The following is a 21,197-nucleotide window of genomic DNA, read 5'->3' as shown; positions in this document are numbered from 1 at the left end:
CATGTCCGACAACACTCTGTCCCGGCGCGACCTGATGAAGTTGGGGGTGCTCGGTTCGGCGGCTCTGGCGCTGCCGTTCGAGCGCGTCGCCCGAGCCAAGACCGCGTCCGACCGGATCGCCGTCAGCAAGTTCCCGAAGCCGTTCACGGTGCCGTTCACCGTGCCGTCCGTCGCGGTTCCGGTGAAGCGGACCAGCACCACCGACTACTACAACCTGACCATGCGCAGCAGCCAGACCGAGATCCTGCCGGGCCTGAGCACCGAGACCTGGTCGTACGACGGGACCTTCGGCGGCCCGACCATCCGGGCCACCAAGGGCCGGCCCGCAGTGATCCGCCAGACCAACGAGCTCCCGGCCAGGCACCCGCAGCTCGGCTACGAGCCCTGGACCTCGGTGCACCTGCACGGTTCGGGATCACTACCGCAGTACGACGGCTACGCCAGCGACATCAGCCGGCCGGGGCAGTACAAGGACTACCACTACCCGAACTGGCAGAACGCGCGCACGCTCTGGTACCACGACCACGGCGTGCACCACACCGCCGAGAACGCCTACATGGGCCTGGCGGCGATGTACACGCTGCACGACGAGCAGGAGCAACTGCTCCCGATCCCGCACGGCCGGTACGACGTACCGCTGCTGATCCGGGACGCCATGTTCGACCGCAACGGCCAGTTGCTGTACGACGACGGCGGGCACTCGGGCATTTATGGCGACGTGATGCTCGTCAACGGCCGGCCCTGGCCGGTGATGAAGGTGGAGCGGCGCAAGTACCGGTTCCGGATCCTGAACTGTTCGATCTCCCGCAACCTGCGGTTCGCGCTCAGCACCGGTGACCCGTTCGTGTTCATCGGCACCGATGCGGGCCTGATGCAACAACCCCGGTCGGCGACGAGCTACCGGCACGGGATCGCCGAGCGCTACGAGGTGGTGATCGACTTCGCGAAGTACAAGATCGGCCAGCGGGTCGTACTGAAGAACCTCGGGGTGCCGAACTCGGTCGACTACGACACCACCGGCAGCGTGATGGCCTTCGACGTGGCCGCGGAGCCGACCGACCTGTCCGGGAACGCGATCCCGGACCTGCTCAACCCCGAAGCGCCCGCGATGGACCTGACCGCGGCGATGGCCAAGCGGACCCGGAAGTTCGAGTTCATCCGCAAGGACGGTGCGTGGACCATCAACGGCAGGACGTGGGCGGACGTGGTCGCTTCCGACTACGAGTACGTCTGGGCCGATCCGAACCTCGGCGACGTCGAGGTCTGGGAGTTCGTCAACAAATCCGGTGGCTGGGCGCATCCCGTGCACGTCCACCTGGTCGACTTCCGGGTCCTGGACCGCAATGGCAAGCCGCCGTCGCCCTGGGAACTCGGCAGCAAGGACGTCGTCTACGTGGGGGAGAACGAGACGGTCCGGGTGGTGATGAAGTTCGGTCCTCACGTGGGCAAGTACATGATTCACTGCCACAACCTGGTGCACGAGGACCACGACATGATGGCGCAGTTCCGCGTCGGTCCGAAGGTGGCCTACGACCACGACCACCCAGTCTACGCGGATCCGGCGAAGGCCTTGCCTGCCGGCGATCTGGGTGCCGGCGATGTCGACTGACCTGGTCGCGGCGGTCGAGCTGCGGCGGTCGACGACCACCAGGCCCGCGGCTGTGCTCTGTGCAGCCGCGGGCATCGGTCACCTGGTGGTCGTCCAGCAGCAGCTCGACCACGGCATCGCCTACGTGCTGCCATTCGTCGGCGCGGCCGTCCTCCAACTCGTCCTCGCACGCGTCGTCCTGGGCGCCGTCTACCCCGGCAGACTGCTGTCGGCTGCCGCGATCCTGTGCGCGATGGTCGCCCTGTACGTCGTCGTGGTGGCCGCAGGCCTCACGATCGGTCCGCACCAGCAGCCTGAACAGTCCGACTGGCTCCGTACTGCGATCGCGGTGGCTCAGCTGGGCGCGGTGGCGTTCGTGCTGCGCGGGCTGGAAGGCGTCCTGCGGCGCCGGGCGTTCAACGCGGTCCTCGTGCTCGGAGTGGTGCTCTGGGTGGTGAATCTTCAACTACACCCGTGACGGACAGCCCCTGAACGTGCTTACATGGGGTGAGCCAGCTGACCCCCCGCCTGCTGCTTGACGATTACTGCACGCCCGGGGGAGGGCATATGGGGGTAGGAAGTAGCCAGCGGACGATGAAGCGGGTGATGATCGTCGACGATCATCAAGCGTTCGCTCAACTACTGGAGATGGCGCTGGACAGCGAACCCGATTTCGACTGTGTCGGGACAGCGGCCAATGGCGCGGTCGCGCTCAAGCTGGCGTTGCAGTTGCGACCCGACGTCGTCGTGATGGACATCGCACTCGGTTCTGAGAACGGCCTGGAGGTGACCCGGCAACTGCGCGAGGCGGTCCCGGACAGCACGGTGGTGATCGTCTCGGCACACCGCGAGGCGGACTGGGTGGTCCGGGCCGGCCAGGCGGGCGCGAGCGCCTACATGCCGAAGTACGGATCGCTCGAGGAGATGCTCTCGGTGCTGCGAAAGGCCAGGCCGGGATCCATGCTGGTGTCGGCCTCGATGTTCGGCCCGGCGACGGCCAAGCCGACGGCCGAGCCGCAAGCCGACAGCCTCACCTTCCGGGAGACCGAGGTGCTGACCCTGATGGGCCAGGGCTTGGTGCCAGGGGAGATCGCCCGGAAGCTCGGCATCAAGGTGAGCACTTGTCGTGGTCACGTGAAGTCGATCCATCTCAAGCTGGGGGTGCGCTCCCAGGTCGCGGCCGTGCTGAAGGCGCAACAGCTGGGGATCCTCGGGCCGGACCATGAGGGCTGATGGACCCAGCGGCCGCGCGGTGCGAAGGGCCGTGGTCGGACTGGTCGTCTCAGCGCTCGCTGCCTTCCTCGTGGTCGGTGCCGGCGCTGTGCTTGCCGCGCGATCGATCGCGGAGAAGACCGCGCTGACCGAGGCGGCGCGATCCGCGGAGGGGCTCGGCAAGGTGATCTTCGTGCCGACGCTGCCCGACGTGATGGGTGGGGACGTGGCCGCGCGCAACCGGCTCGATGCGGCCGTACTCGCGCGCCAACGCGATGGCGAGATCATCAGGGTGAAGGTGTGGACCCACGACGGACTAGTGCTGTATTCCAACGAGCCGAAGGCGATGGGGTTGCGGTTCCCGAACAACACCGAGGTGCAGGCGACGATCGACCAGCAGGCCAGCACCGCCGAGTTGTCGGACCTGTCCAATGCCGAGAACGTCACCGAGCGGCCCAGTCACCGACTGGTCGAGGTCTATGTGCCGCTGACGCTGGACTCGGGACAGCGGCTCGCCCTCGAGGTCTACTCGACCGATGCCGGCGTGGCCGCCGCGCGAGCGGAGCTGACCGGCACGTTGGTCCCGTTCGCACTGCTCGCACTCCTGGTACTGGTCCTTGCGCAGTTGCCGGTGTCGGCCTGGCTGCTCCGGCGGGTGAGCCGCGCCGATGCTGAACGCGGCCGGCTGCTGCGGAGTGCTCTGACGGCATCCGAGCGGGAGCGCCGGGCGATCGCGCGTGACCTGCATGACGGCGTCGTCCAGAGCCTGGCGGGTGCGAACTTCGTGCTCTCCTCGGTGCGGAACGCGGTGGCGTCACACACTCAGCCGCGGTTGGACATGGTGGAGAAGGCGTCCGAGGCCGTTCGCGACGCGGTCGGGTCGTTGCGCACGATGATGGTCGACATCTACCCGCCCGACCTGACCGGGGACGGACTGCCGGAGGCGATCGATCAGCTGGCCGAGCGCCTGAGCCACGAAGGTGTGGAGGTGAAGACGAGGATCGATGTGCGGACCGAGCTCAGCTCCGAGCTGGCGGCCGCGGCCTACCGCTGTGCGCGCGAGTGCAGCACGAATATCGCGAAGCATGCCGAGGCGGCGCACGCCTGGATCGAAGTGGACGGTGACGAGCAGCGCCTGGTGGTCCGGGTCGCCGACGACGGCCGGGGGTACGTCGGAGCGCCTGCCGAGACCGGTCACCTCGGGCTGCAGCTGATGCGGGATGCGGTCGACGACCTCGGCGGACAGTTCACGATCCGAACCGCGCCCGAGGGTGGGACAGAGGTTTCTATCCGGCTGCCGGTTCGCTGACGCTGACCTTGCCGTTGTCGACGAGCCAGGTGATCGCTTCGAGGGTGGCTTCCAGCGCGGTGTAGCGGGGATGGAAACCGAGCAACCGGGCCGCCTTCTCCATCGAACAGTGCGGGCTGTGCGCGATGTGATCCCAGGTGATCTCGGCATCGCGAGCGGAGACAGTGGCGCGCCACTCGTCCCAGGGGAGGAAGGTCAGGTCGGGCTCCCGGCCGAACCACCGGGCCACGCCCTCGGCGTACCCGCGAAGCGTCATCGCGCCGTTGGCCACGGCGTGGAAGGCTTCGCCGACCGCGACGGAGCGGTTGGCCATCGCGGCCAGGAACAGGCCTGCCACGTCGGCGGCGTGGACGTGCTGGACGGTCTCGAGACCGAGGTCGGGCAGCGCCAGCTCGTTGCCGTTGGCAAGCTTCTCGAAGACGCCGAGGTCGAGGTTGCCGGCCGGGTTGACCGGGGTCCAGCCCGGACCGCTGATGTGCCCGGGGTGGATCACCGTCGCCGGGACGCCGTCACGCGTCAGCAGGTACCGCTCGATCGCCGCCTTGGCGATCCCGTACTCCCCGAACGGCGCGCGGGGCGCGTCCTCCCGGGTCGGCACCGAGGCGCTCGGGCCGTGCACCCAGATCGTGCCGCAGTGCAGCAGGTGCCGGACCTGGCCGTCGAGTGCTTCGGCGAGCTGGCGGGCGCTGGCCTCGGTGAAGCAGATCAGGTCGATCACCACGTCCGCCTGCAACTCGCGGACCCGCCGGCCGAAGGTGCCGGCCGCCTCCTCCGCCTCCCGATCGACCGTCAGCACCTCGACCCGGCGCCACGCGCCACTCGACCGGTACGGCTCGCGCCGTCCGCGACTGAGCACGACGACCTCATGCCCCGCCAGCACCAACTCCGGCACCAGATAGGTGCCGATATGCCCTGTACCTCCGATGACGATCACGCGCATGCGACCAACCCTAGGCCAGCCGGGCCGAGGTCGACCGTCGGCCCATCCGTGCCCGGGCCGCTCCGCGGCCAGGCAGGGACGGGGAGTGGTCACGGTAGCGTGACTCGATATGAGCGGTTTCTGGTTCGGCGGCGACTACAACCCTGAGCAATGGGATCCCGAGGTCTGGAAGGAAGACGTCGCCCTGATGCGGCAGGCCGGGGTGAACCTCGCGACGGTCGGGGTCTTCTCCTGGTCGAGCCTCGAACCCGCGCCAGGCCGCTACGAGTTCGGCTGGCTCGACCAGGTGATGGACCTCCTGCACGAGGGTGGCGTGCAGGTCGATCTGGCTACGCCGACCGCCTCACCACCACCGTGGTTCAGCCGCCTCCACCCCGATGCCCTGCCAGTCACGGCAGACGGCGTGCGGCTGACGCACGGCAGCCGCGACACGTACTGCGCCTGCGCTCCCGCCTATCGGGAAGCGGCCAGCGGCATCGCCCGAGTGCTCGCTGAGCGGTACGCAGATCACCCAGCCCTGGCGATGTGGCACGTCCACAACGAGTACGGCACCACCTGCTACTGCGACCACGCCGCAGCCGCCTTCCGCACCTGGCTGCATGCCCGGTACGGCGACCTCGACCGGCTGAACGCAGCTTGGACGACGGCGTTCTGGAGCCAGGGGTACTCGGACTGGCAGGATATCCAGCCACCTAGGCGAACGCAGTACCTGGTCAATCCGACGCAGGCGCTGGACTTCCGCCGGTTCTGGTCCGACGAGCTACTGGCCGCCTACAAAGAACAGAAGGCGATCCTGCGCGAGCTCACTCCGGACATGCCGATCACCACCAACTTCGTGTTCGGCGGGTGGGTTCCCGTCAACCACAGCCGCTGGGCCGCCGAGGTGGATCTGGTCGCGATCGACCACTATCCCGGCCAGACCGGGATCGGTGCGGAGGAGCAGACCGCGTTCGGCGCGGACCTCGCGCGCTCGTGGGCCGGCGGGCGGTCCTGGCTGTTGATGGAGCAGGCCGCGGGAACGCTCAACGACGGCCATCGGCTGCACACCAAGGAGCCCGGTCGGATGGCGCGGCAGAGTTTGTCGCACGTGGCCCGAGGTTCGCGTGGGGCGATGTTCTTCCAATGGCGGGCGTCTCGGGGTGGCGCCGAGCTGTTCCACTCGGCGATGGTGCCGCACGCCGGCCGCGATACCCGGATGTTCCGCGAAATCAGCGAACTCGGTGCGCTGCTGCCGAAGCTGGCCGAGCTCGACGGAAGCACGGTCGAGGCAGAGGTCGCGCTGCTCTGGGACGCCGAGTCCTGGTGGGCCATGCAGTCGACGCAACTGCCCTCCGGAGAGCTCGACTACCTGACGACGGTGCAGGCCGCCCATCGGCAGTTCTGGCGCGCCGGAGTCACGGTGGATTTCGCGGACCCGGAGGCCGACCTCACGGCGTACAAGCTGGTTGTGGTTCCGAGTCTCTACCTGGTCTCCGATGCAGCCGCGGAGTCGATCGCCCGGTACGTCGAGGGAGGCGGCCAGCTGCTGGTCGGGTATTTCAGCGGGATCGCCGACACTGCTGCGCGGGTCCGACTCGGGGGATACCCGGGCGCGTTCGCGGAGTTGCTCGGGGTGCGGGTCGAGGAGTTCCATCCGCTGCCGGCGGACGGTTTCATCCAGTTGTCCTCCGGCGGTCGCGGGCGGCTCTGGAGCGAGCACCTCCGCGCGACAAACGCCGAGGTGATCGACCGGTACGTCGGTGGCGTGCTCGACGGGAGGCCGGCGATCACCCGGCGCGCGGTGGGCACGGGATCGGCCTGGTATGTGTCGACGGAGCTCGACGACGCGGCCTCCGCGGCGCTGGTCAGCCGGGTCCTCGGCGCTGCGGATGTCGCGCGGTCGGACCTGCCCGGAGTCGAGGTGGTCCGCCGGCACGCAGGTGGGACCACGTGGACCATCCTGCTCAACCACTCCGCGACCGAGGCCGTCGTACCGGCCGACGGGATGGAGCTGATCACGGGTGAGCAGGTCCGCGGATCGCTGCTCCTGCAGGCAGGAGCTCAGGCGGTGGTGCGATCGGACTGAGGGCGGAGGCGCTCGGCAGTTCGGTGACTGAGGGGCGGCTAGCCCGGCTGCAGGTCTTCGGCGGCCGGCGGGCGCTCGTGCAGGTAGTCCTCGACGGCGAACAGATGGGCTGCCATCCGTGCCCTCGCGCGGTCGGGATCGTGCGCCGCCAGGGCCGCGAGGATCGCGCGGTGTTCGGCATGGGTGGCCTCGTCCGCACCGTCCTGGGTGATCGACCGCCAGAGCCGGTCGCGCAGCGTCCGGCCGGCCAGTGCGGTGATCAGCGCCTCGAGCACCGGGTTCTCCGACGCCTGCGCGATCAGCCGGTGGAAGGCGATGTCGTTGTCGATCAGCGCCTCGTGATCCGGCTCGCCGCCGGCAAGCTGCGCCTCCGTCTGCTGCAGCACTGCCTCGGCCCCGGCCACCGCCTCCGCGCTGATCCGCGTCGCCGCCATCGCGGCCGCCTCGGTCTCGAGCATCCGCCGTACTGCGTGCAGGTGGTGCGCGCCGCTGCGGTCCTGTAGGTCGACCACGAAACCCATCGGTGCCAGCAGCAACGAAGAGTCGAGCGCGGTGACGTAGGTGCCGTCGCCCTGGCGGGTCTCCAGCACGCCCATCATCGACAGGGCGCGAACGCCCTCGCGCAACGGGCCGCGGGAGACCCCGAGCTCCTCGCCGAGATCCTTCTCGACCGGCAGCTTGTCGCCGGGCTTCAGCATGCCGTCGACGATGAGTCTCTTGATGCCCTGCACGACCACATCGGGCTGGGATCGGTTGGACGCGTTGGTCATCCGGACATCATCTCCCACCGCGGTCAGGCCGCTCAGGCGACTGACTCCGAAGCACCGCGCGAAGCCCAGTAGGTCCCGGTCGGGAAGGTATACGCGGCCAACGACCGCCGGTGCATCTCGGCGCTGTATCCGGCGGCCGTCGGCAGCAGATAGGCCCCGTCCCGCACGATGCAGGGATCGACGAAGTGTTCGTGCAGGTGGTCCACGAACTCGGTGACCCGGTTCTCCAAGCTGGCGGACACGGCCACGTAGTCGAAGACCGACAGATGCTGGACGAGCTCGCAGAGCCCGACCCCACCGGCATGCGGACAGACCGGTACGCCGAAGCGTGCCGCGAGCAGGTAGACCGCGAGGATCTCGTTCACGCTGCCGAGCCGGGCCGCGTCGAGCTGGCAGAAGTCGATCGCGCCGGCCTGGAACAGCTGCTTGAACAACACCCTGTTCATGCCGTGCTCTCCGGTGGCCACGCCGATCGGCGCGACGGCGGCCCGGATCGCCGCATGCCCGAGCACGTCGTCGGGACTGGTCGGTTCCTCGATCCACAGCGGATCGAAGGCCGCCAGCGCCCGCACCCACTCGATCGCCTCCGGCACGTCCCAGACCTGGTTGGCGTCGATCATCAGGTTGCCGCCGGGGCCGATCACGTCGCGGGCGATGCCGCACCGCCTGATGTCGTCGGCCAGGTCGGCGCCGACCTTCAGCTTGACGTGTTTGTAGCCGGCGGCAACGGCCTCTTCGCAAAGCCTGCGCAGCTTGTCATCTGAGTACCCGAGCCAGCCCGCGGACGTTGTGTAGCAGGGATATCCGCTCGCCTCGAGCTCGGCGATCCGGTCGGCCCGGCCGGCCTGCTTGGCGGCGAGCAAGGCGATCGCCTCGTCCCGGGTCAAGACATCGGACAGGTACCGCAGGTCCGCGGCGTCGACCAACTCCACGGGTGACATCTCGGAAAGCAGCCGCCACAAGGGCTTTCCGGCCCGGCGCGCGGCCAGATCCCACACCGCGTTCATCACCGCGGCCAGAGCCAGATGCACCACGCCTTTGTCAGGACCCAGCCAGCGCAGTTGGGTGTCGGACTGCAGTTCGCGGTAGATCCCGCCGAGGTCGGTCACCAACTCGTCGACCCGTCGGCCGACCAGCGGTTCGGCTCGCTGCGCAGCCGCGGCCGCGCACAGGTCGTTGCCGCGTCCGATGGTGAAGGTGAACCCGTGCCCGCTGAGGTCTGCGTCGTCGGTGTGCAGGACCACATAGGCGGCCGAATAGTCCCCATCCTTGTTCATCGCGTCCGAGCCGTCCCGGGTCAGCGAGGTCGGGAAACGGACATCGACGACTTCCACCGACGTGATGCGTGGCATGAGACCTCCTGGGCGAAAGGTGATCAGAATAGAGCAGATGAATTTCAAGGTCCAGTGCTCCACGGTCTGGACCAGCAGCGTCAGCGGAGCTACGATCCCCAGAATTCATATGATGATTGTCTCATCAATGACTGAGGAGGTCCCCTGTATGAGCGACCTGGTGCGCGCTGAGGGGCAGGGCGAGACGCAGTTGCGTTACGACCGCCCGGCCACCGTCTGGCTCGAGGCACTACCACTCGGGAACGGCCGGATCGGCGCGATGGCCTTCGGCGGGATCGGACCCGACCGCGTCGGCCTTAACGACGAGACCCTGTGGTCGGGGAGCCCCGCGACCACTCGCGGATTGTCGACGCCGCTGGGTGAGGTGGGCGCCGAGGCCGTCGACGAAGTTCGCGCGGCGATCGCGGCCGGTGACGTGCGGAGGGCCCAGGCCCTGGCGCGAGGGTTCCAGGCCGGCCACTCCCAGGCGTATCTGCCGCTCGGGGACCTGCTGCTGGAGGTCAAGGTCGACGGCCGGGTCCCGGCTGAGGTGTCGAGCTACCGGCGCGTGCTCGACCTGGATTCCGCGACGGCCGTGACGGAGTACGAGACTGCCGGGATCACCGTCAGGCAAGAGGTGTTCGTGAGCGCGCCGGCTGGAGTTCTGGCCCTGCGTTGGCGGGCATCCCGGGCCGGCGCGCTGTCGGTCGGCGTACGACTGACTTCGCAGCTGCAGGCGTCGACGCGGGCGGATGGAGACAACGGGCTGGCGTTGCTGGCGCGCTGCCCGGCGAACGTGGCACCGCCGCATGGCTCGGACACTGATGCGATTCTCTACTCGGACGACGCCGAGCAGGGGATGAACGCGGCGATCGCTCTGCGGGTCGCATCGGACGGCTTGGTCCGGGCGACAGCGGAGGAGGTCGTCGTCGAGCAAGCGCAAGAGGTGACGTTGGTTCTGTCCACGGCCACCGGCTACGACGGAGCGTACGTCGCACCGACTCGTACGGCGGAGGAATGCTGGGCGTCGGCCGACTCACGCGTCGTCGCCGCGCTCGCGCGGGAGTACGACGAACTGCTCGAGGAGCACGTGGAGGACTATCGCGGCCTGTTCCGTCGATCGGTGCTCGAACTGGACTCCGATCCGGCGCGGCGAGCCCTGCCCACCGACGCGAGGCTGGCGAACGCCGTCGGGCAAGACGACCCGGGGCTCTCCGCGCTGGTGTACAACTACGGCCGCTACCTGCTGATCGCGAGCTCCCGGCCCGGCGGGCTTCCGGCCACCCTGCAGGGAATCTGGAACGAGGAGCTCCGGCCGCCGTGGAGCTCGAACTATACCCTGAACATCAACACCGAGATGAACTACTGGCACGCCGAGACCACTTCGCTCTCGGAGTGCCACGAACCCCTGCTGCACTATGTCGAGGAGCTAGCCCAGGCGGGTCGCAGTACTGCGCGGGAACGCTACGGGCGTGCGGGGTGGACGGCGCACCACAACGCCGACGCCTGGTGCTGGACCATCCCGGTCGACGGCGATCCCAAGTGGGCGAACTGGCCGATGGCCGGGGCATGGTTGTGCCGCCACCTCTGGGATCACTACGCCTTCACCGGTGATCTGGAGTTCCTGCGGCGGGTCTGGCCGGTGCTGCGCGGAGCCGCGGAGTTCTGCCTCGACTGGTTGGTCGAGCTCCCCGACGGGAGCCTCGGCACCTCACCGTCGACCTCGCCCGAGAACGACTACCTCGCTGCCGACGGCGGACCGGCCTCGGTCACCACCTCGTCGACGATGGACCTCGCGCTGATCTCAGACCTGTTCCTTCGCTGTGCACAGGTGGCGGAGCTGCTCGAGCTGATGGATCCGCTGGTCGACGAGCTGTCGGCCGCCCGGAAGCGGATCCCCGAGCCGGCAATTGGTAGCCGAGGGCAACTACAGGAGTGGGCCGACGATCTGCCCGAGGTGGAGCCGCACCACCGGCACGTCTCCCACCTCGTCGGCCTCTACCCCGGCGACGCGATCACGCCGGACGGTACCGCGGCCCTGGCGGCAGCCGCGACCAGGACCCTCGACCTGCGCGGCGATCGAGCCACCGGTTGGTCCTTGGCCTGGAAGATCTGCCTGCGCGCCCGGCTGCGGGACAGTGCGGCCGCCTACCGCTTGATCAAGGAGTTCCTGACGCCGGCCAACGACACCGGAACCGACTATGTCGGGAGCGGAGCCGGCGTTTACCCGAACCTGTTCTGCGCCCATCCTCCGTTCCAGATCGACGGCAACTTCGGCTCCACCGCCGGGATCGCCGAACTGTTGCTGCAAAGCCACAACTCCGAGATCGACCTGCTCCCCGCCCTGCCGTCCGAATGGCCGTCCGGCCGCGTGTCGGGGTTGAGAGCGCGCGGCGGCGTCACCGTCGATGTCCGCTGGTCCAAGACAGGTGAGGTCGAGGCGATCCTGACGGCCGATCGCGACCAGGAGGTGGTGGTTCGTCATGGCGACGACCGCACTCCGGTGACCTTGTCCGCAGGTGTCGCCAGCCGTCTCAGCTGGAGCTGAGCCCATGAGGAGGTCCCGATGACCCTGACGATGCAACCGCCACCACAAGTCCGCAGTACGCCGTCGCGCCGCCGCCCCGCCGGCAGCCGGTTGCGCGCACTTCGGAAGAGCCTGCGCTACCACTGGCAGCTCTACCTGCTGCTTGTCCTTCCGTTGCTCTACTTCGCGATCTTCAAGTACATCCCGATGTCGAACGGCGTGCTGGCGTTCAAGAACTACAACGTGGTCGCCGGCATCTGGGGCAGCGAGTGGGTCGGCTGGGCGAACTTCTCGGCGTTCTTCCACAATCCGGTGTTCTTCAGCCTGGTGCGGAACACCTTCCTGCTGTCCTTCTACACGGTGATCGCCAGCTTCCCGATCGCGATCATCCTCGCGCTCGCGCTGAACGAGGTGCGGCAGGGCATCTTCAAGCGAACCGTGCAGATGGTCACCTACGCGCCGTATTTCATCTCGACCGTCGTGGTCGTGTCGATGACCATCCTGGTGCTGGCCCCTCGACTCGGCATCGTCAACCGCGGCCTCGGCTTCTTCGGGGTCGAGGCGATCGACTACCTGGGCGACCCGTCGTACTTCCGGCACATCTACGTGTGGTCGGAGATCTGGCAGACCGCGGGCTATTCGGCGGTGATCTACCTGGCCGCACTCGCCGGTGTCGACCCGGCGCTGCACGAGGCGGCGAAGATGGACGGGGCCGGGCGGCTCCGCCGGATCATCCACGTCGACATCCCGGGGATCCTGCCGACGGCCGTGATCATCCTGGTGCTCGGCGTCGGCAACATCATGGCCATCGGGTTCGAGAAGGCGTTCCTGCTGCAGAACCCGCTGAACCTGAGCCAGTCGGAGATCATCGCCACCTACGTCTACAAGACCGGGTTGCTGAACGCGGACTTCAGCCTCGCCACCGCGGTCGGGTTGTTCAACTCGGTGATCAACCTGCTCCTGTTGCTGTTCGTCAACGTGATCGCCAAGCGCGTCACCGGAAACGGACTGTGGTCATGAGCACCCGGGTGGTGTCGCCGCGTCGTGCCAGGGTCCTGCCGGCTCGGCGGATCAAGGTCAGAGAGCTGCCGACCCGCAGGATCAGGGAGTCCCGCGGCGACAAGCTCTTCATGTTCTTCGTCTACCTCCTGCTGCTGGTGTTCCTGGCGATCGTTCTGCTGCCGCTGCTGTACATCGTGGCGAGCTCGTTCAGCAGTCCGGAGGCGGTCTCGTCCGGCCGGGTACTGCTGTGGCCGGTGGACTTCTCGATCCGCGGCTACCAGGTCGCGCTGAGCAACCCGCAGGTGATCCAGGGGTACGCGAACTCCTTGTTCTACACGGTGTTCGGCACGCTGATCAGCGTGACGCTCACCATCGCGATCGCCTATCCTCTGTCGCGCAAGACCTTGGTCGGCCGGAACCTGGTGATGAGCCTGATCCTCTTCACGATGCTGTTCTCCGGCGGCCTGATCCCGACGTACCTGGTGGTCCAGTCGCTCGGCATGCTGGACACCCGGTGGGCGCTGATCATCCCGCAGGCGATCGGGGTGTGGCAGGTGATCATCGCACGCACCTACTTCCGGACGGCGATCCCGGACGAGCTCGCCGAGGCCGCCCAGCTGGACGGCTGCAGCGACCTGCGATTCCTCTGGTCGGTGGTGATCCCGCTGGCCAAACCGATGATCGCGGTCGTCGCGCTGATGTACGCGATCCTGCAGTGGAACTCGTACTTCGATGCGCTGATCTACCTGAAGAGCCCGGACCTGTTCCCGCTGCAGCTCGTCCTGCGGAACGTGCTGATCCTCAACACCTACAGCGGCGGCGCGGTCGATGCGTCGGTGATGTTGCAGCGCCAGCAGTTGGCCGACCTGCTCAAGTACTCCCTGATCGTCGTGTCCAGCGTTCCGGTGCTGGTGATCTATCCGTTCGTCGCCCGCTACTTCACCAAGGGCATCCTGATCGGCGCCGTCAAGGGCTGACGCACCTTGGTGCTGTCCCAGAGCTGCCCCAGAGTTGCCCCAGAGTTGCTCAGTTCGCCTCCGTGTCACCTCTCGACCGAGTGAGGAAAGAAAGATGACTGTTCGCGCCAGAAAGACCCGGTCCGCGGTGATCGCCGGCCTCTGTCTGTCGGCCCTGGCCCTGGCCGCCTGCTCCGGCGGTTCGGGGACGGCGGCCAAGGCGGGGGATCCGTTGCCGACCATCACCGGCAACCCGGCCGTGACCATCAACGTGTTCGCGCCCCAGGGCCCGGACTTCAATCTCGCCACCAACGCGTTCACCCAGGCGATGACGAAGAAGTTCAACATCACCTTCAAATGGCAGACCAGCACGTACGACGCCGGTCCCGCGAAGGAGAAGCGGCAGATCTCGCTGGCCAGCGGTGACTACCCGGACCTCTACCTGCTGATCCCATGGGTCGACCAGTTCACCCAGGCTGACCTGCTCAAGCTGGGGAAGCAGGGCGTCGTACTGCCGCTGAACCAGCTGATCGACCAGTACGCGCCGAACATCAAGAAGGCGCTGGACGCGAACCCCGACTACAAGGCGATGGCGACCGCCCCGGACGGCAAGATCTACGGGATGCCGCAGTGGGTCGACTGCTACCACTGCTCGTACCAGGGCAAGTTGTGGATGAACACCACCTGGCTGAAGAAGCTCGGCCTCGAACAGCCGAAGACCACCGAGGACGTGCGCAAGGTCTTGCAGGCCTTCAAGACCAGGGATCCCAACGGCAACGGCAAGGCGGACGAAATCCCGTTGAGCGCGGATGTCCGGGACACGCTGATCCCGTACTTCATGAACTCCTTCATCTACGACCCGCAGGGCACCAGCGGCAACAACAACTCCGCTCTGGTGCTGAAGGACGGCAAGGTCGACATCCAGGCGAACAAGGACGGCTGGAAGGAAGGCCTCAGCTACCTCAACTCCCTCTACAAGGAAGGCCTGATCGACAAGGGCGCGTTCACCCAGAACGCGGATGCGCTGCAACAGCAGGGTGACAACGCCAAGACGGTGATCCTCGGCTCGGCGACGGTGCTGCACCCCGGCATCTTCGTCACGATCGGGTCCCCGGACGGCCGCGACAAGCAGTACGACGCGGTGTCGCCGGTGACCGGACCGAGTGGCGCGGCCTATTCCGGATACAACTTCCCGAGTGTGCCCGGGGGAACCTTCGTGCTGACCAACAAGGCCACCCCCGAGGTGCAGATCCAGGCGATCAAGATGCTGGACTATCTGTTCACCCCCGAGGGCGAGATCAACGGGATGTTCGGCACCGAGGGCAAGACCTGGACGAAGCCGCAGGCCGGTGAGGTGGCGCTGGACAAGTCGGTGAAGCCGCTCTACCGGCAGATCCCGCTGAAGGCCGGCGCGACCCCTCCGAACGCGGCCTGGCAGGCGATCGCGCAGTACAACAATACCGCCGGTTTCCGCAACGCCGAGTCGATCAGCACCGACCTCTACGCCCAGGCGGGCTACGAGCGACGGTTGTTCGAGGCAACGAAGCTGTACGACGGCAAGGAGGACAAGGCGCAGATCTATCCGTACTGGAAGGTCTGGATCGACCCGTCGCTCGGCAGCGAGGTCGCGACCTTGCAGACCAACATCGAGAACTACGTGCAGCAGAACGCGCTGCAGTTCATCACCGGCTCCAAGGACATCACGAAGGACTGGGACGCCTACGTGAAGGGCCTGGACAGCCTCGGCCTGAAGCGCTACCTGGAGATCCAGCAAACCGCCTACGACAAGCTGCCCAAGTGATGGTCTCTCACCAGCGGTAGCCGTAGGGATGGACGTCGAGGTGTTCCAGGTCGAGGGTGTCATAGGCCTCGTCCTGGAACACCTCCACGGGGGAGCCGTTGTGCTGCTCTGACGCTGGGATGCCGACGACTGCCGGCCGCAGCTCCGTCACCGTCCGGCTCGGCCAGTTCGACCTTGGCTCCTCGCTCATCTACGTGATCAGGCGGGCCAGGGGGCCGGCGGACTTAACGCTCGTCCCGCTCGGGGCCATCGCCCTGACCGGGCTGCTCCTGCGGACCGGTCAGGCCTTCGAGGTGCTCGGCCCGGCCGGTGTCCTCGCCGGCGTCCAGCAGGTTGTCGCGGGGCGCGCCGCTGTCCGGGTACTCCGATCGCGCCACGTCCGGGTGGTGCAGGTCGAACGCCGGACTCTCCGAGCGGATCCGCGGCAGCTTGACGAAGTTGTGCCGCGGCGGCGGGGAACTGGTCGCCCACTCCAGCGAGCGACCCCACCCCCACGGATCGTCGACCGCGACAAGCGGGCTTCGCCTGGACTTGTAGACGTTGTACAGGAACGGCAACGTGGACACGCCCAGGAGCATCGCGCCGACCGAGGACACCTGGTGAAGGGTGGTGAAGCCTTCGTTCGCACCGTACGTCGCGTAGCGGCGCGGCATGCCTTCCACCCCGAGCCAGTGCTGCACCAGGAACGTGGTGTGGAAGCCGATGAACAGCAGCCAGAAGTGCAGCTTGCCGAGCTTCTCGTCGAGCATCCGGCCGGTCATCTTGGGCCACCAGAAGTAGAAGCCCGCGAACATCGCGAACACGACCGTGCCGAAGACGACGTAGTGGAAGTGTGCGACCACGAAGTAGGTGTCGGTGACCTGGTAGTCCAGCGCCGGCGAGGCCAGGATGACGCCGGTCAGACCACCGAACAAGAAGGTGGTGAGAAAGCCGACAGACCACAGCATCGGGGTGTCGAACGAGAGCGACCCGCCCCACATCGTGCCTATCCAGTTGAAGAACTTCACCCCCGTCGGTACGGCGATGATGAAGGTCGTCAGCGAGAAGAACGGCAGGTTCACCGCGCCGGTGGCGAACATGTGGTGCGCCCAGACGACCACGGAGTACAGGGCGATTGTGATCGTCGCGGCGACCAGGCCGAGGTAGCCGAAGATCGGCTTGCGGCTGAAGACGGGCAGGATCTCGGTGATGATGCCGAAGAAGGGCAGCGCGATGATGTAGACCTCGGGATGCCCGAAGAACCAGAACAGGTGTTGCCACAGCAGTGGCCCGCCATTGGCCGCCAGGTAGACCTGCGCTCCCAACCTGCGGTCGGCCTCCAGCATCAGCAGTGCGGCGCCGAAGATCGGGAACGCGATCAGTACCAGGATCGACGTGAACAGGATGTTCCAGGTGAAGATCGGCATCCGGAACATCGTCATGCCGGGGGCACGCATGGTGATGATCGTGGTGATGAAGTTGACCCCGCCGAGGATGGTGCCCAGGCCCACCATCCACAGCCCCATCACCCACAGGTCGCCGCCGATGTTGGGCGAGCGAACGCGGTCGGACAGCGGCGTGTAGGCCGTCCAGCCGAAGTCCGCGGCGCCGCCCGGGGTGAGGAATCCGCCCAGGGTGATCAGACCACCGAACAGGAACAGCCAGTAGCTGAACATGTTCAGCCGCGGGAACGCCACGTCGGGCGCGCCGATCTGGACCGGCATGATCACGTTCGCGAAGCCCACGAACAGCGGTGTCGCGAACAGCAGCAGCATGATCGTGCCGTGCATCGTGAAGAGTTGGTTGTAGACCTCCTCATTCACGATCTGCAGCCCGGGCGAGAACAGTTCCGCCCGGATCAGCAGGGCCATCACGCCGCCGATCAGGAAGAAGGCGAACGAGGTGATCAGGTAAAGATGACCGATCACCTTGTGGTCGGTAGTGGTCAGCAGCCGCACCGCCAACCGTCCCAGTTCCCGCGGGCGGCTCGGCTCGGCGATGGGCACCCTCACGACCCTGCGTTCGTCGACACTGACCACGGGGACCTCCTCGTCGGATCGGCGCCTTGCGGTACCCCTCCAACTTCACTGTAAGCAGACCCCTGGCGCCTTGTCGCGGGTCTGCGGAAACGGGCTCTGCGACTGTTGCGACGGGCCCGGCCGCGCGACGGCAGCCGGATCGTGTTCGTCGGTTCGATGGGCTGGCCCTGGCCGAGCGCTTCGGAGGTTGTCATCGGATTGATGACGGGGGTCTTGTCGTCCAGTCGATGACATGCTAGAACAGTGATGCGTGTTGACACCGGCAGTCGATCATCAGGAGGTGGGAACGATGTTGATGCGCACTGACCCGTTCCGGGAGCTGGACAAGCTGACCCAGCAGCTCACCGGTGGCTCGACGCCAGGGACGTGGTCCAGGCCGAACCCGATGCCGATGGACGCCTACCGCTCGGGTGACGAGTATGTGGTCGTCTTCGACCTCCCCGGGGTGGCGCCGGACGCGATCGACCTCGACGTCGAGCGGAACGTGCTGACGGTCAAGGCCGAACGCCGTCCGGTCGCGGTCTCGGACGGGGTGGAGATGCAGGTGGCCGAACGCCCGCTCGGGGTGTTCTCCCGGCAGCTGTTCCTCGGCGACACCCTCGACGCCGAGCGGATCGAGGCGGCGTACCACAACGGTGTGCTGACGGTGAAGATCCCGGTCGCCGCCCAGGCCAAGCCGCGCAAGATCACCATCAACGACACGGCGTCTGAGCAGAAGCAGCTCAACGCCTGACCAACGCCGCGTTGCCTGCGGCCACTTCGACGCAGGAGATCCCGGATGCAGCAAGAAGAACTCGGGCTGGCAGAAGCAACCGACGCGCAGGCGTTCGTCAGCGGAGTACTGACCGAGCTCGGGAGCAGCGATCCGGAGGACCTGCTCGAAGCGCTCGTGCGGTTGCGGGCTCTCAGGGAGCGGTTGACCGACTGGGAGCCCCGGCTGATCGACGCGGCCCGCGCCGCCGGCATCAGCTGGACGCAGCTTGCCCCGGCGCTCGGAGTGGCCAGCAGGCAGGCGGCCGAACGCAGGTATCTGCGACTCAACCCCAATGCGACCGGCCCCGCGATGACCGGCGAGCAGCGAGTCCAGGCGGCTCGGGACCAACGTGCGAGCGACCGGGCCGTTGCAGCCTGGGCGAGGGAAAACGCTGCTGACCTTCGCCGGCTCGCGGGGCAGGTTACCTCTCTGGACGGCCTCGACCACCCGACCCAGGCGAGCGTGGACCGGATCCATGTTGCTCTAGGCAGCAACGACACCGCGGCTTTGCTCGCGCCGCTGGCCGAAGCGGGTCCCAGGCTCACCCGCGACCACCCGAACCTGGCGGGCCGCATCTCCGAGATCGCGGACCGGACCGACGAGGTGCGTGCGACCAGCAAGCAACGCGCAGATCAGACGAAGCAGGAGGGAACATGATGAAGCTGCTGTTCGAACTCCGTCCGGTCGAACACCTGGAAGCCACCGTGGACTACTACCGCGGCCTCGGGCTGGACCCGTTCGCCTGGCCCGATGACGACACCGCCTTGCTGGCACCGAGCGATGGTTTGCCGACCATTGCCCTCGTCTGCGATCCAGCCGAGGCGGCGCTGGGCCCGGGAGGTGTTTACGACGTGCGAGACGTCGACACCTTCTTCGAGGACCACCGCTACCTCGACTGGCTGATCGCTCCTGTCCGTACTGCGCTGGGCCGCTACGCGGTGTTCGCCGACCGGACCGGCACCTGCATCCGCTTGCTGGACCCGGATCCGCACCTGTGGAACTCAGCCGATCCGGCGTCGCAGTTGTACGCCGTAGCCGGCTGAAGGCGCCGACGACCGCTGCTGCTCGCTGTAGGAGCCTGTACCGGTGGCCGCGTGCAGCCAGCTGGACAAGGCGAAACAGATGCCGAAGGCGATCGCTCGTCGCCGCCTCACTGTCAGTCGATGCAGCCGGCAGGTGCCCGCGCTTGGCGGGCTCCTGCCGGCTGTTGCCCTGTTTACTCGCTCGCCTGCTCCCGCAGCTTCTCCTTCAGCTCTTCCTTGCCCAGTGAGGATGTTCCGGAGATGTCGGCGTTGCGGGCCTGCTGCAACAACTCCTCGCGGGTGATGTCGTCCGGCTGCTCGCCGAGGTGTTCCTTGCGGCTGGCTGCGAATGCCTCGCCGAGCTCGGCGAGCCGCTCTGCGCTGAGGTTGGACCGCATGCCTGGCAGGACCTTCGACTCCTCCTCCTCGACATGGTGGCTGACCGCGTCGATCAGGTCCTGCAGCACCTTGTCGAAGTTCGCCGAGTCGGGATCGGTGCCGGCGAGCTTCTCGAGCAACTGGTCTGCCTCGACGTGCTCTTCCTGGCTGTGCGCGACGTCGTCGGCCTCGCCGGCCTCCGCGGCAGCGGCCGGGTAGACCTCGGCCTCCTCGGCGCGACTGTGTGCCGACAGCAACGTCGTCAGCACGGGCACGAGGCCCTTGCGCTTCTCCGGATTCTCCTTCAATTCGTCGAACAGACGCTCGACCTCGCGGTGGTCCTGCATGATCAGATCAACAACATCGCCGGCCATCAAAGTGGTCCCTTCTGTATCGGGGGCGACCCGCAGCGGCTCCGCCCTTGCCGCGGCCCCGGTACCCGGCCCGTAACACGCCGCAAACCTGCCTCACGGCCCGTCCTGATCTCTCTCCGAGCTTCAGGCGGAACAGCGCAGGAGGGCGGCAACGGTTGCCCCCAGCAACGCCAGCACTCTCTTGGATCGACGGAGTTCGTCCAGCGCCGCCATCGGATCAGTGCGGGAGTTTTCGGGTGTCGATGAGTTGCTGAGCGACGTCACGCAGCTTGGTGTTCGTGTCCTGGGAATAGCGCTTCAGGATCGCGAACGAACGGTCGGCGTCGAGGTCGAAGCGTTCCATCAGGATCCCCATCGCCTGGCCGACGAGCTTACGGGCGTCGACCGCCTGCGCCATGGTCTCCTCGTGCCGCGCCGACGCCACCGCGACCGATGCGTGCCGCGCCAGGATGTGCGCGATCGCCTCATCGTCCTCGCCGAATGCGTCCGGCTGAGGGCTGTACAGCCCCAGCACCCCCACCGTCCTGGTCGTATCTCTTCCGGTGACGAGCGGTACGTCCAGCACGCTGCGCACGCCGAGGGCGGCCACCTTGGCGGCCCATTCCGGCCACCGATCGTCGGCTGTCGTGTCCCGGATCAGTACGGTGCGGCGTTCCCTCATCGCCGTGACGAGCGGACCCTTGTCCGAGCTCAGCTGCAGGCCATAGACCTCGGCCACGACTGGATCGGTGACTGCGGCAACCTCGGGCTGCGCGCCACGCATCGACAGCGCGACTCCTGCGTAGCTGCAGTTCAGTGCCTGGAGGGCGAACTCCACCACGGTGTCGATGGTCTCGCCCACGCCTGACGCATCATGGAGCTCGATGGCCAGCCGGGCGAACGTGTTCGCAGCCTCGGCGGCTGCAGGGTCAAGCGCGGTCAATGCGGGCTCCAGACATGGGGCAACGTCGGGAGCACCCACTTCTCCGGAGTGATCCATGCCCAAATGATGCACTGTACGGCCCCAGATCGCGGAGTTCTGTCCAAGGTTGCTCTCCGCGCCCGCGCCCGCTGATCCTGTCACCGCCCAATTCTTGCGGAATCGGAACCCCCAGCCAGTCTGCGGACGAGGCTGCTGGTGACCCTGTGGAGTGGAGCGGTGACGCCACCG

The 21,197-nt window shown here is 67.2% G+C and carries 19 protein-coding genes; 12 read left to right on the top strand and 7 right to left on the bottom strand.

Annotation, left to right across the window (positions count from 1 at the left end):
- The first annotated feature begins 1 nt into the window (after position 1).
- From ABD210_RS29185 to ABD210_RS29170, 4 genes are all read left to right on the top strand, one after another.
- Positions 2-1,609, top strand: coding sequence for a multicopper oxidase family protein (locus tag ABD210_RS29185; RefSeq protein WP_344115795.1), 1,608 nt, complete (start codon positions 2-4; stop codon positions 1,607-1,609).
- A complete protein-coding gene (locus ABD210_RS29180) occupies positions 1,599-2,066 on the top strand; it encodes a hypothetical protein (RefSeq protein WP_344115793.1) in 468 nt (155 codons plus the stop codon). Before ABD210_RS29185 ends, ABD210_RS29180 begins: the two co-directional genes overlap by 11 nt.
- Before the next feature lie 116 nt (positions 2,067-2,182).
- The gene (locus tag ABD210_RS29175; RefSeq protein WP_344115792.1) at positions 2,183-2,821 is read left to right on the top strand and encodes a response regulator; all 639 of its coding nucleotides are present in this window, start codon (positions 2,183-2,185) and stop codon (positions 2,819-2,821) included.
- Positions 2,811-4,109 carry a sensor histidine kinase gene (locus tag ABD210_RS29170; protein WP_344115791.1) on the top strand — a complete coding sequence of 433 codons (1,299 nt, stop codon included), beginning with the start codon at positions 2,811-2,813 and terminating at the stop codon, positions 4,107-4,109. Before ABD210_RS29175 ends, ABD210_RS29170 begins: the two co-directional genes overlap by 11 nt.
- On the opposite strand, the gene ABD210_RS29165 is transcribed toward ABD210_RS29170, so the two are convergent.
- On the bottom strand, positions 4,087-5,049 hold the full coding sequence (locus tag ABD210_RS29165) for an NAD-dependent epimerase/dehydratase family protein (RefSeq protein ID WP_344115790.1): 963 nt from the start codon (positions 5,047-5,049) through the stop codon (positions 4,087-4,089). The two genes, ABD210_RS29170 and ABD210_RS29165, sit on opposite strands and share 23 nt — an antisense overlap.
- Positions 5,050-5,158: 109 nt before the next feature.
- Here ABD210_RS29165 and ABD210_RS29160 point away from each other — a divergent pair, with 109 nt between their 5' ends.
- Positions 5,159-7,114 carry a beta-galactosidase gene (locus tag ABD210_RS29160; RefSeq protein ID WP_344115788.1) on the top strand — a complete coding sequence of 652 codons (1,956 nt, stop codon included), beginning with the start codon at positions 5,159-5,161 and terminating at the stop codon, positions 7,112-7,114.
- A 38-nt stretch (positions 7,115-7,152) separates the two neighbouring features.
- Here ABD210_RS29160 and ABD210_RS29155 read toward each other — a convergent pair whose 3' ends face one another.
- Together ABD210_RS29155 and ABD210_RS29150 are read right to left on the bottom strand one after the other, a co-directional pair.
- Positions 7,153-7,884 carry a FadR/GntR family transcriptional regulator gene (locus ABD210_RS29155; RefSeq protein ID WP_344115787.1) on the bottom strand — a complete coding sequence of 244 codons (732 nt, stop codon included), beginning with the start codon at positions 7,882-7,884 and terminating at the stop codon, positions 7,153-7,155.
- A gap of 32 nt (positions 7,885-7,916) precedes the next feature.
- Complete coding sequence (locus ABD210_RS29150) at positions 7,917-9,236, bottom strand: L-fuconate dehydratase (RefSeq protein WP_344115785.1); 1,320 nt, start codon at positions 9,234-9,236, stop codon at positions 7,917-7,919.
- A 148-nt stretch (positions 9,237-9,384) separates the two neighbouring features.
- Here ABD210_RS29150 and ABD210_RS29145 point away from each other — a divergent pair, with 148 nt between their 5' ends.
- From ABD210_RS29145 to ABD210_RS29130, 4 genes are all read left to right on the top strand, one after another.
- Positions 9,385-11,763: a glycoside hydrolase family 95 protein gene (locus tag ABD210_RS29145; protein ID WP_344115784.1), complete on the top strand. Its 2,379-nt coding sequence runs from the start codon at positions 9,385-9,387 to the stop codon at positions 11,761-11,763.
- Positions 11,764-11,781: 18 nt separating this feature from the next.
- A complete protein-coding gene (locus ABD210_RS29140; RefSeq protein WP_344115782.1) occupies positions 11,782-12,762 on the top strand; it encodes an ABC transporter permease in 981 nt (326 codons plus the stop codon).
- Positions 12,759-13,721 carry a carbohydrate ABC transporter permease gene (locus tag ABD210_RS29135; RefSeq protein WP_344115781.1) on the top strand — a complete coding sequence of 321 codons (963 nt, stop codon included), beginning with the start codon at positions 12,759-12,761 and terminating at the stop codon, positions 13,719-13,721. The genes ABD210_RS29140 and ABD210_RS29135 overlap by 4 nt, the downstream gene beginning before the upstream one ends.
- Positions 13,722-13,815: 94 nt before the next feature.
- Positions 13,816-15,501 carry a type 2 periplasmic-binding domain-containing protein gene (locus tag ABD210_RS29130; RefSeq protein ID WP_344115780.1) on the top strand — a complete coding sequence of 562 codons (1,686 nt, stop codon included), beginning with the start codon at positions 13,816-13,818 and terminating at the stop codon, positions 15,499-15,501.
- A 7-nt stretch (positions 15,502-15,508) separates the two neighbouring features.
- On the opposite strand, the gene ABD210_RS29125 is transcribed toward ABD210_RS29130, so the two are convergent.
- On the bottom strand, positions 15,509-15,691 hold the full coding sequence (locus tag ABD210_RS29125; RefSeq protein ID WP_344115778.1) for a hypothetical protein: 183 nt from the start codon (positions 15,689-15,691) through the stop codon (positions 15,509-15,511).
- 34 nt (positions 15,692-15,725) lie between these two features.
- Positions 15,726-17,492: an aa3-type cytochrome oxidase subunit I gene (gene ctaD, locus ABD210_RS29120; RefSeq protein WP_486326949.1), complete on the bottom strand. Its 1,767-nt coding sequence runs from the start codon at positions 17,490-17,492 to the stop codon at positions 15,726-15,728.
- 316 nt (positions 17,493-17,808) lie between these two features.
- On the opposite strand from ctaD, the gene ABD210_RS29115 reads away from it, so the two are divergent.
- From ABD210_RS29115 to ABD210_RS29105, 3 genes are read left to right on the top strand one after another with little or no spacing between them, the layout of a single operon-like run.
- A complete protein-coding gene (locus ABD210_RS29115) occupies positions 17,809-18,252 on the top strand; it encodes an Hsp20/alpha crystallin family protein (RefSeq protein WP_344115777.1) in 444 nt (147 codons plus the stop codon).
- A gap of 45 nt (positions 18,253-18,297) precedes the next feature.
- Entirely contained in the window at positions 18,298-18,930 is a 633-nt protein-coding gene (locus tag ABD210_RS29110; protein WP_344115775.1) for a hypothetical protein, read from the top strand.
- Positions 18,927-19,316: a hypothetical protein gene (locus ABD210_RS29105; protein ID WP_344115773.1), complete on the top strand. Its 390-nt coding sequence runs from the start codon at positions 18,927-18,929 to the stop codon at positions 19,314-19,316. Before ABD210_RS29110 ends, ABD210_RS29105 begins: the two co-directional genes overlap by 4 nt.
- Positions 19,317-19,489: 173 nt before the next feature.
- Here the strand turns inward: ABD210_RS29105 and ABD210_RS29100 are convergent, their stop codons facing one another.
- Both ABD210_RS29100 and ABD210_RS29095 read right to left on the bottom strand, forming a co-directional pair.
- Positions 19,490-20,047 (bottom strand): hemerythrin domain-containing protein, encoded by a 558-nt coding sequence (locus ABD210_RS29100; protein ID WP_344115771.1) that lies wholly within the window; start codon positions 20,045-20,047, stop codon positions 19,490-19,492.
- A gap of 217 nt (positions 20,048-20,264) precedes the next feature.
- Entirely contained in the window at positions 20,265-20,969 is a 705-nt protein-coding gene (locus ABD210_RS29095) for a GAF and ANTAR domain-containing protein (RefSeq protein ID WP_344115770.1), read from the bottom strand.
- Positions 20,970-21,197: the final 228 nt, after the last annotated feature.

The organism is Kribbella alba (assembly GCF_039529635.1).
In the GTDB taxonomy this organism is placed as follows: Bacteria; Actinomycetota; Actinomycetes; order Propionibacteriales; family Kribbellaceae; genus Kribbella; species Kribbella alba.
Note: the sequence above shows the minus strand (reverse complement) of the source record. Positions and strands in the feature narration are given on the sequence as shown.

What these genes read in the sequence shown, in the direction of transcription:
- ABD210_RS29155 (WP_344115787.1), bottom strand. Translation starts at nt 7,884, where the DNA reads ATGACCAACGCGTCCAACCGATCCCAGCCCGATGTGGTCGTGCAGGGC.
- ABD210_RS29130 (WP_344115780.1), top strand. Translation starts at nt 13,816, where the DNA reads ATGACTGTTCGCGCCAGAAAGACCCGGTCCGCGGTGATCGCCGGCCTC.
- ABD210_RS29180 (WP_344115793.1), top strand. Translation starts at nt 1,599, where the DNA reads ATGTCGACTGACCTGGTCGCGGCGGTCGAGCTGCGGCGGTCGACGACC.
- ABD210_RS29150 (WP_344115785.1), bottom strand. Translation starts at nt 9,236, where the DNA reads ATGCCACGCATCACGTCGGTGGAAGTCGTCGATGTCCGTTTCCCGACC.
- ABD210_RS29110 (WP_344115775.1), top strand. Translation starts at nt 18,298, where the DNA reads ATGCAGCAAGAAGAACTCGGGCTGGCAGAAGCAACCGACGCGCAGGCG.
- ABD210_RS29170 (WP_344115791.1), top strand. Translation starts at nt 2,811, where the DNA reads ATGAGGGCTGATGGACCCAGCGGCCGCGCGGTGCGAAGGGCCGTGGTC.
- ABD210_RS29140 (WP_344115782.1), top strand. Translation starts at nt 11,782, where the DNA reads ATGACCCTGACGATGCAACCGCCACCACAAGTCCGCAGTACGCCGTCG.
- ABD210_RS29160 (WP_344115788.1), top strand. Translation starts at nt 5,159, where the DNA reads ATGAGCGGTTTCTGGTTCGGCGGCGACTACAACCCTGAGCAATGGGAT.
- ABD210_RS29105 (WP_344115773.1), top strand. Translation starts at nt 18,927, where the DNA reads ATGATGAAGCTGCTGTTCGAACTCCGTCCGGTCGAACACCTGGAAGCC.
- ABD210_RS29145 (WP_344115784.1), top strand. Translation starts at nt 9,385, where the DNA reads ATGAGCGACCTGGTGCGCGCTGAGGGGCAGGGCGAGACGCAGTTGCGT.
- ABD210_RS29185 (WP_344115795.1), top strand. Translation starts at nt 2, where the DNA reads ATGTCCGACAACACTCTGTCCCGGCGCGACCTGATGAAGTTGGGGGTG.
- ABD210_RS29115 (WP_344115777.1), top strand. Translation starts at nt 17,809, where the DNA reads ATGTTGATGCGCACTGACCCGTTCCGGGAGCTGGACAAGCTGACCCAG.
- ABD210_RS29100 (WP_344115771.1), bottom strand. Translation starts at nt 20,047, where the DNA reads ATGGCCGGCGATGTTGTTGATCTGATCATGCAGGACCACCGCGAGGTC.
- ABD210_RS29135 (WP_344115781.1), top strand. Translation starts at nt 12,759, where the DNA reads ATGAGCACCCGGGTGGTGTCGCCGCGTCGTGCCAGGGTCCTGCCGGCT.
- ABD210_RS29175 (WP_344115792.1), top strand. Translation starts at nt 2,183, where the DNA reads ATGAAGCGGGTGATGATCGTCGACGATCATCAAGCGTTCGCTCAACTA.
- ABD210_RS29165 (WP_344115790.1), bottom strand. Translation starts at nt 5,049, where the DNA reads ATGCGCGTGATCGTCATCGGAGGTACAGGGCATATCGGCACCTATCTG.
- ABD210_RS29125 (WP_344115778.1), bottom strand. Translation starts at nt 15,691, where the DNA reads ATGAGCGAGGAGCCAAGGTCGAACTGGCCGAGCCGGACGGTGACGGAG.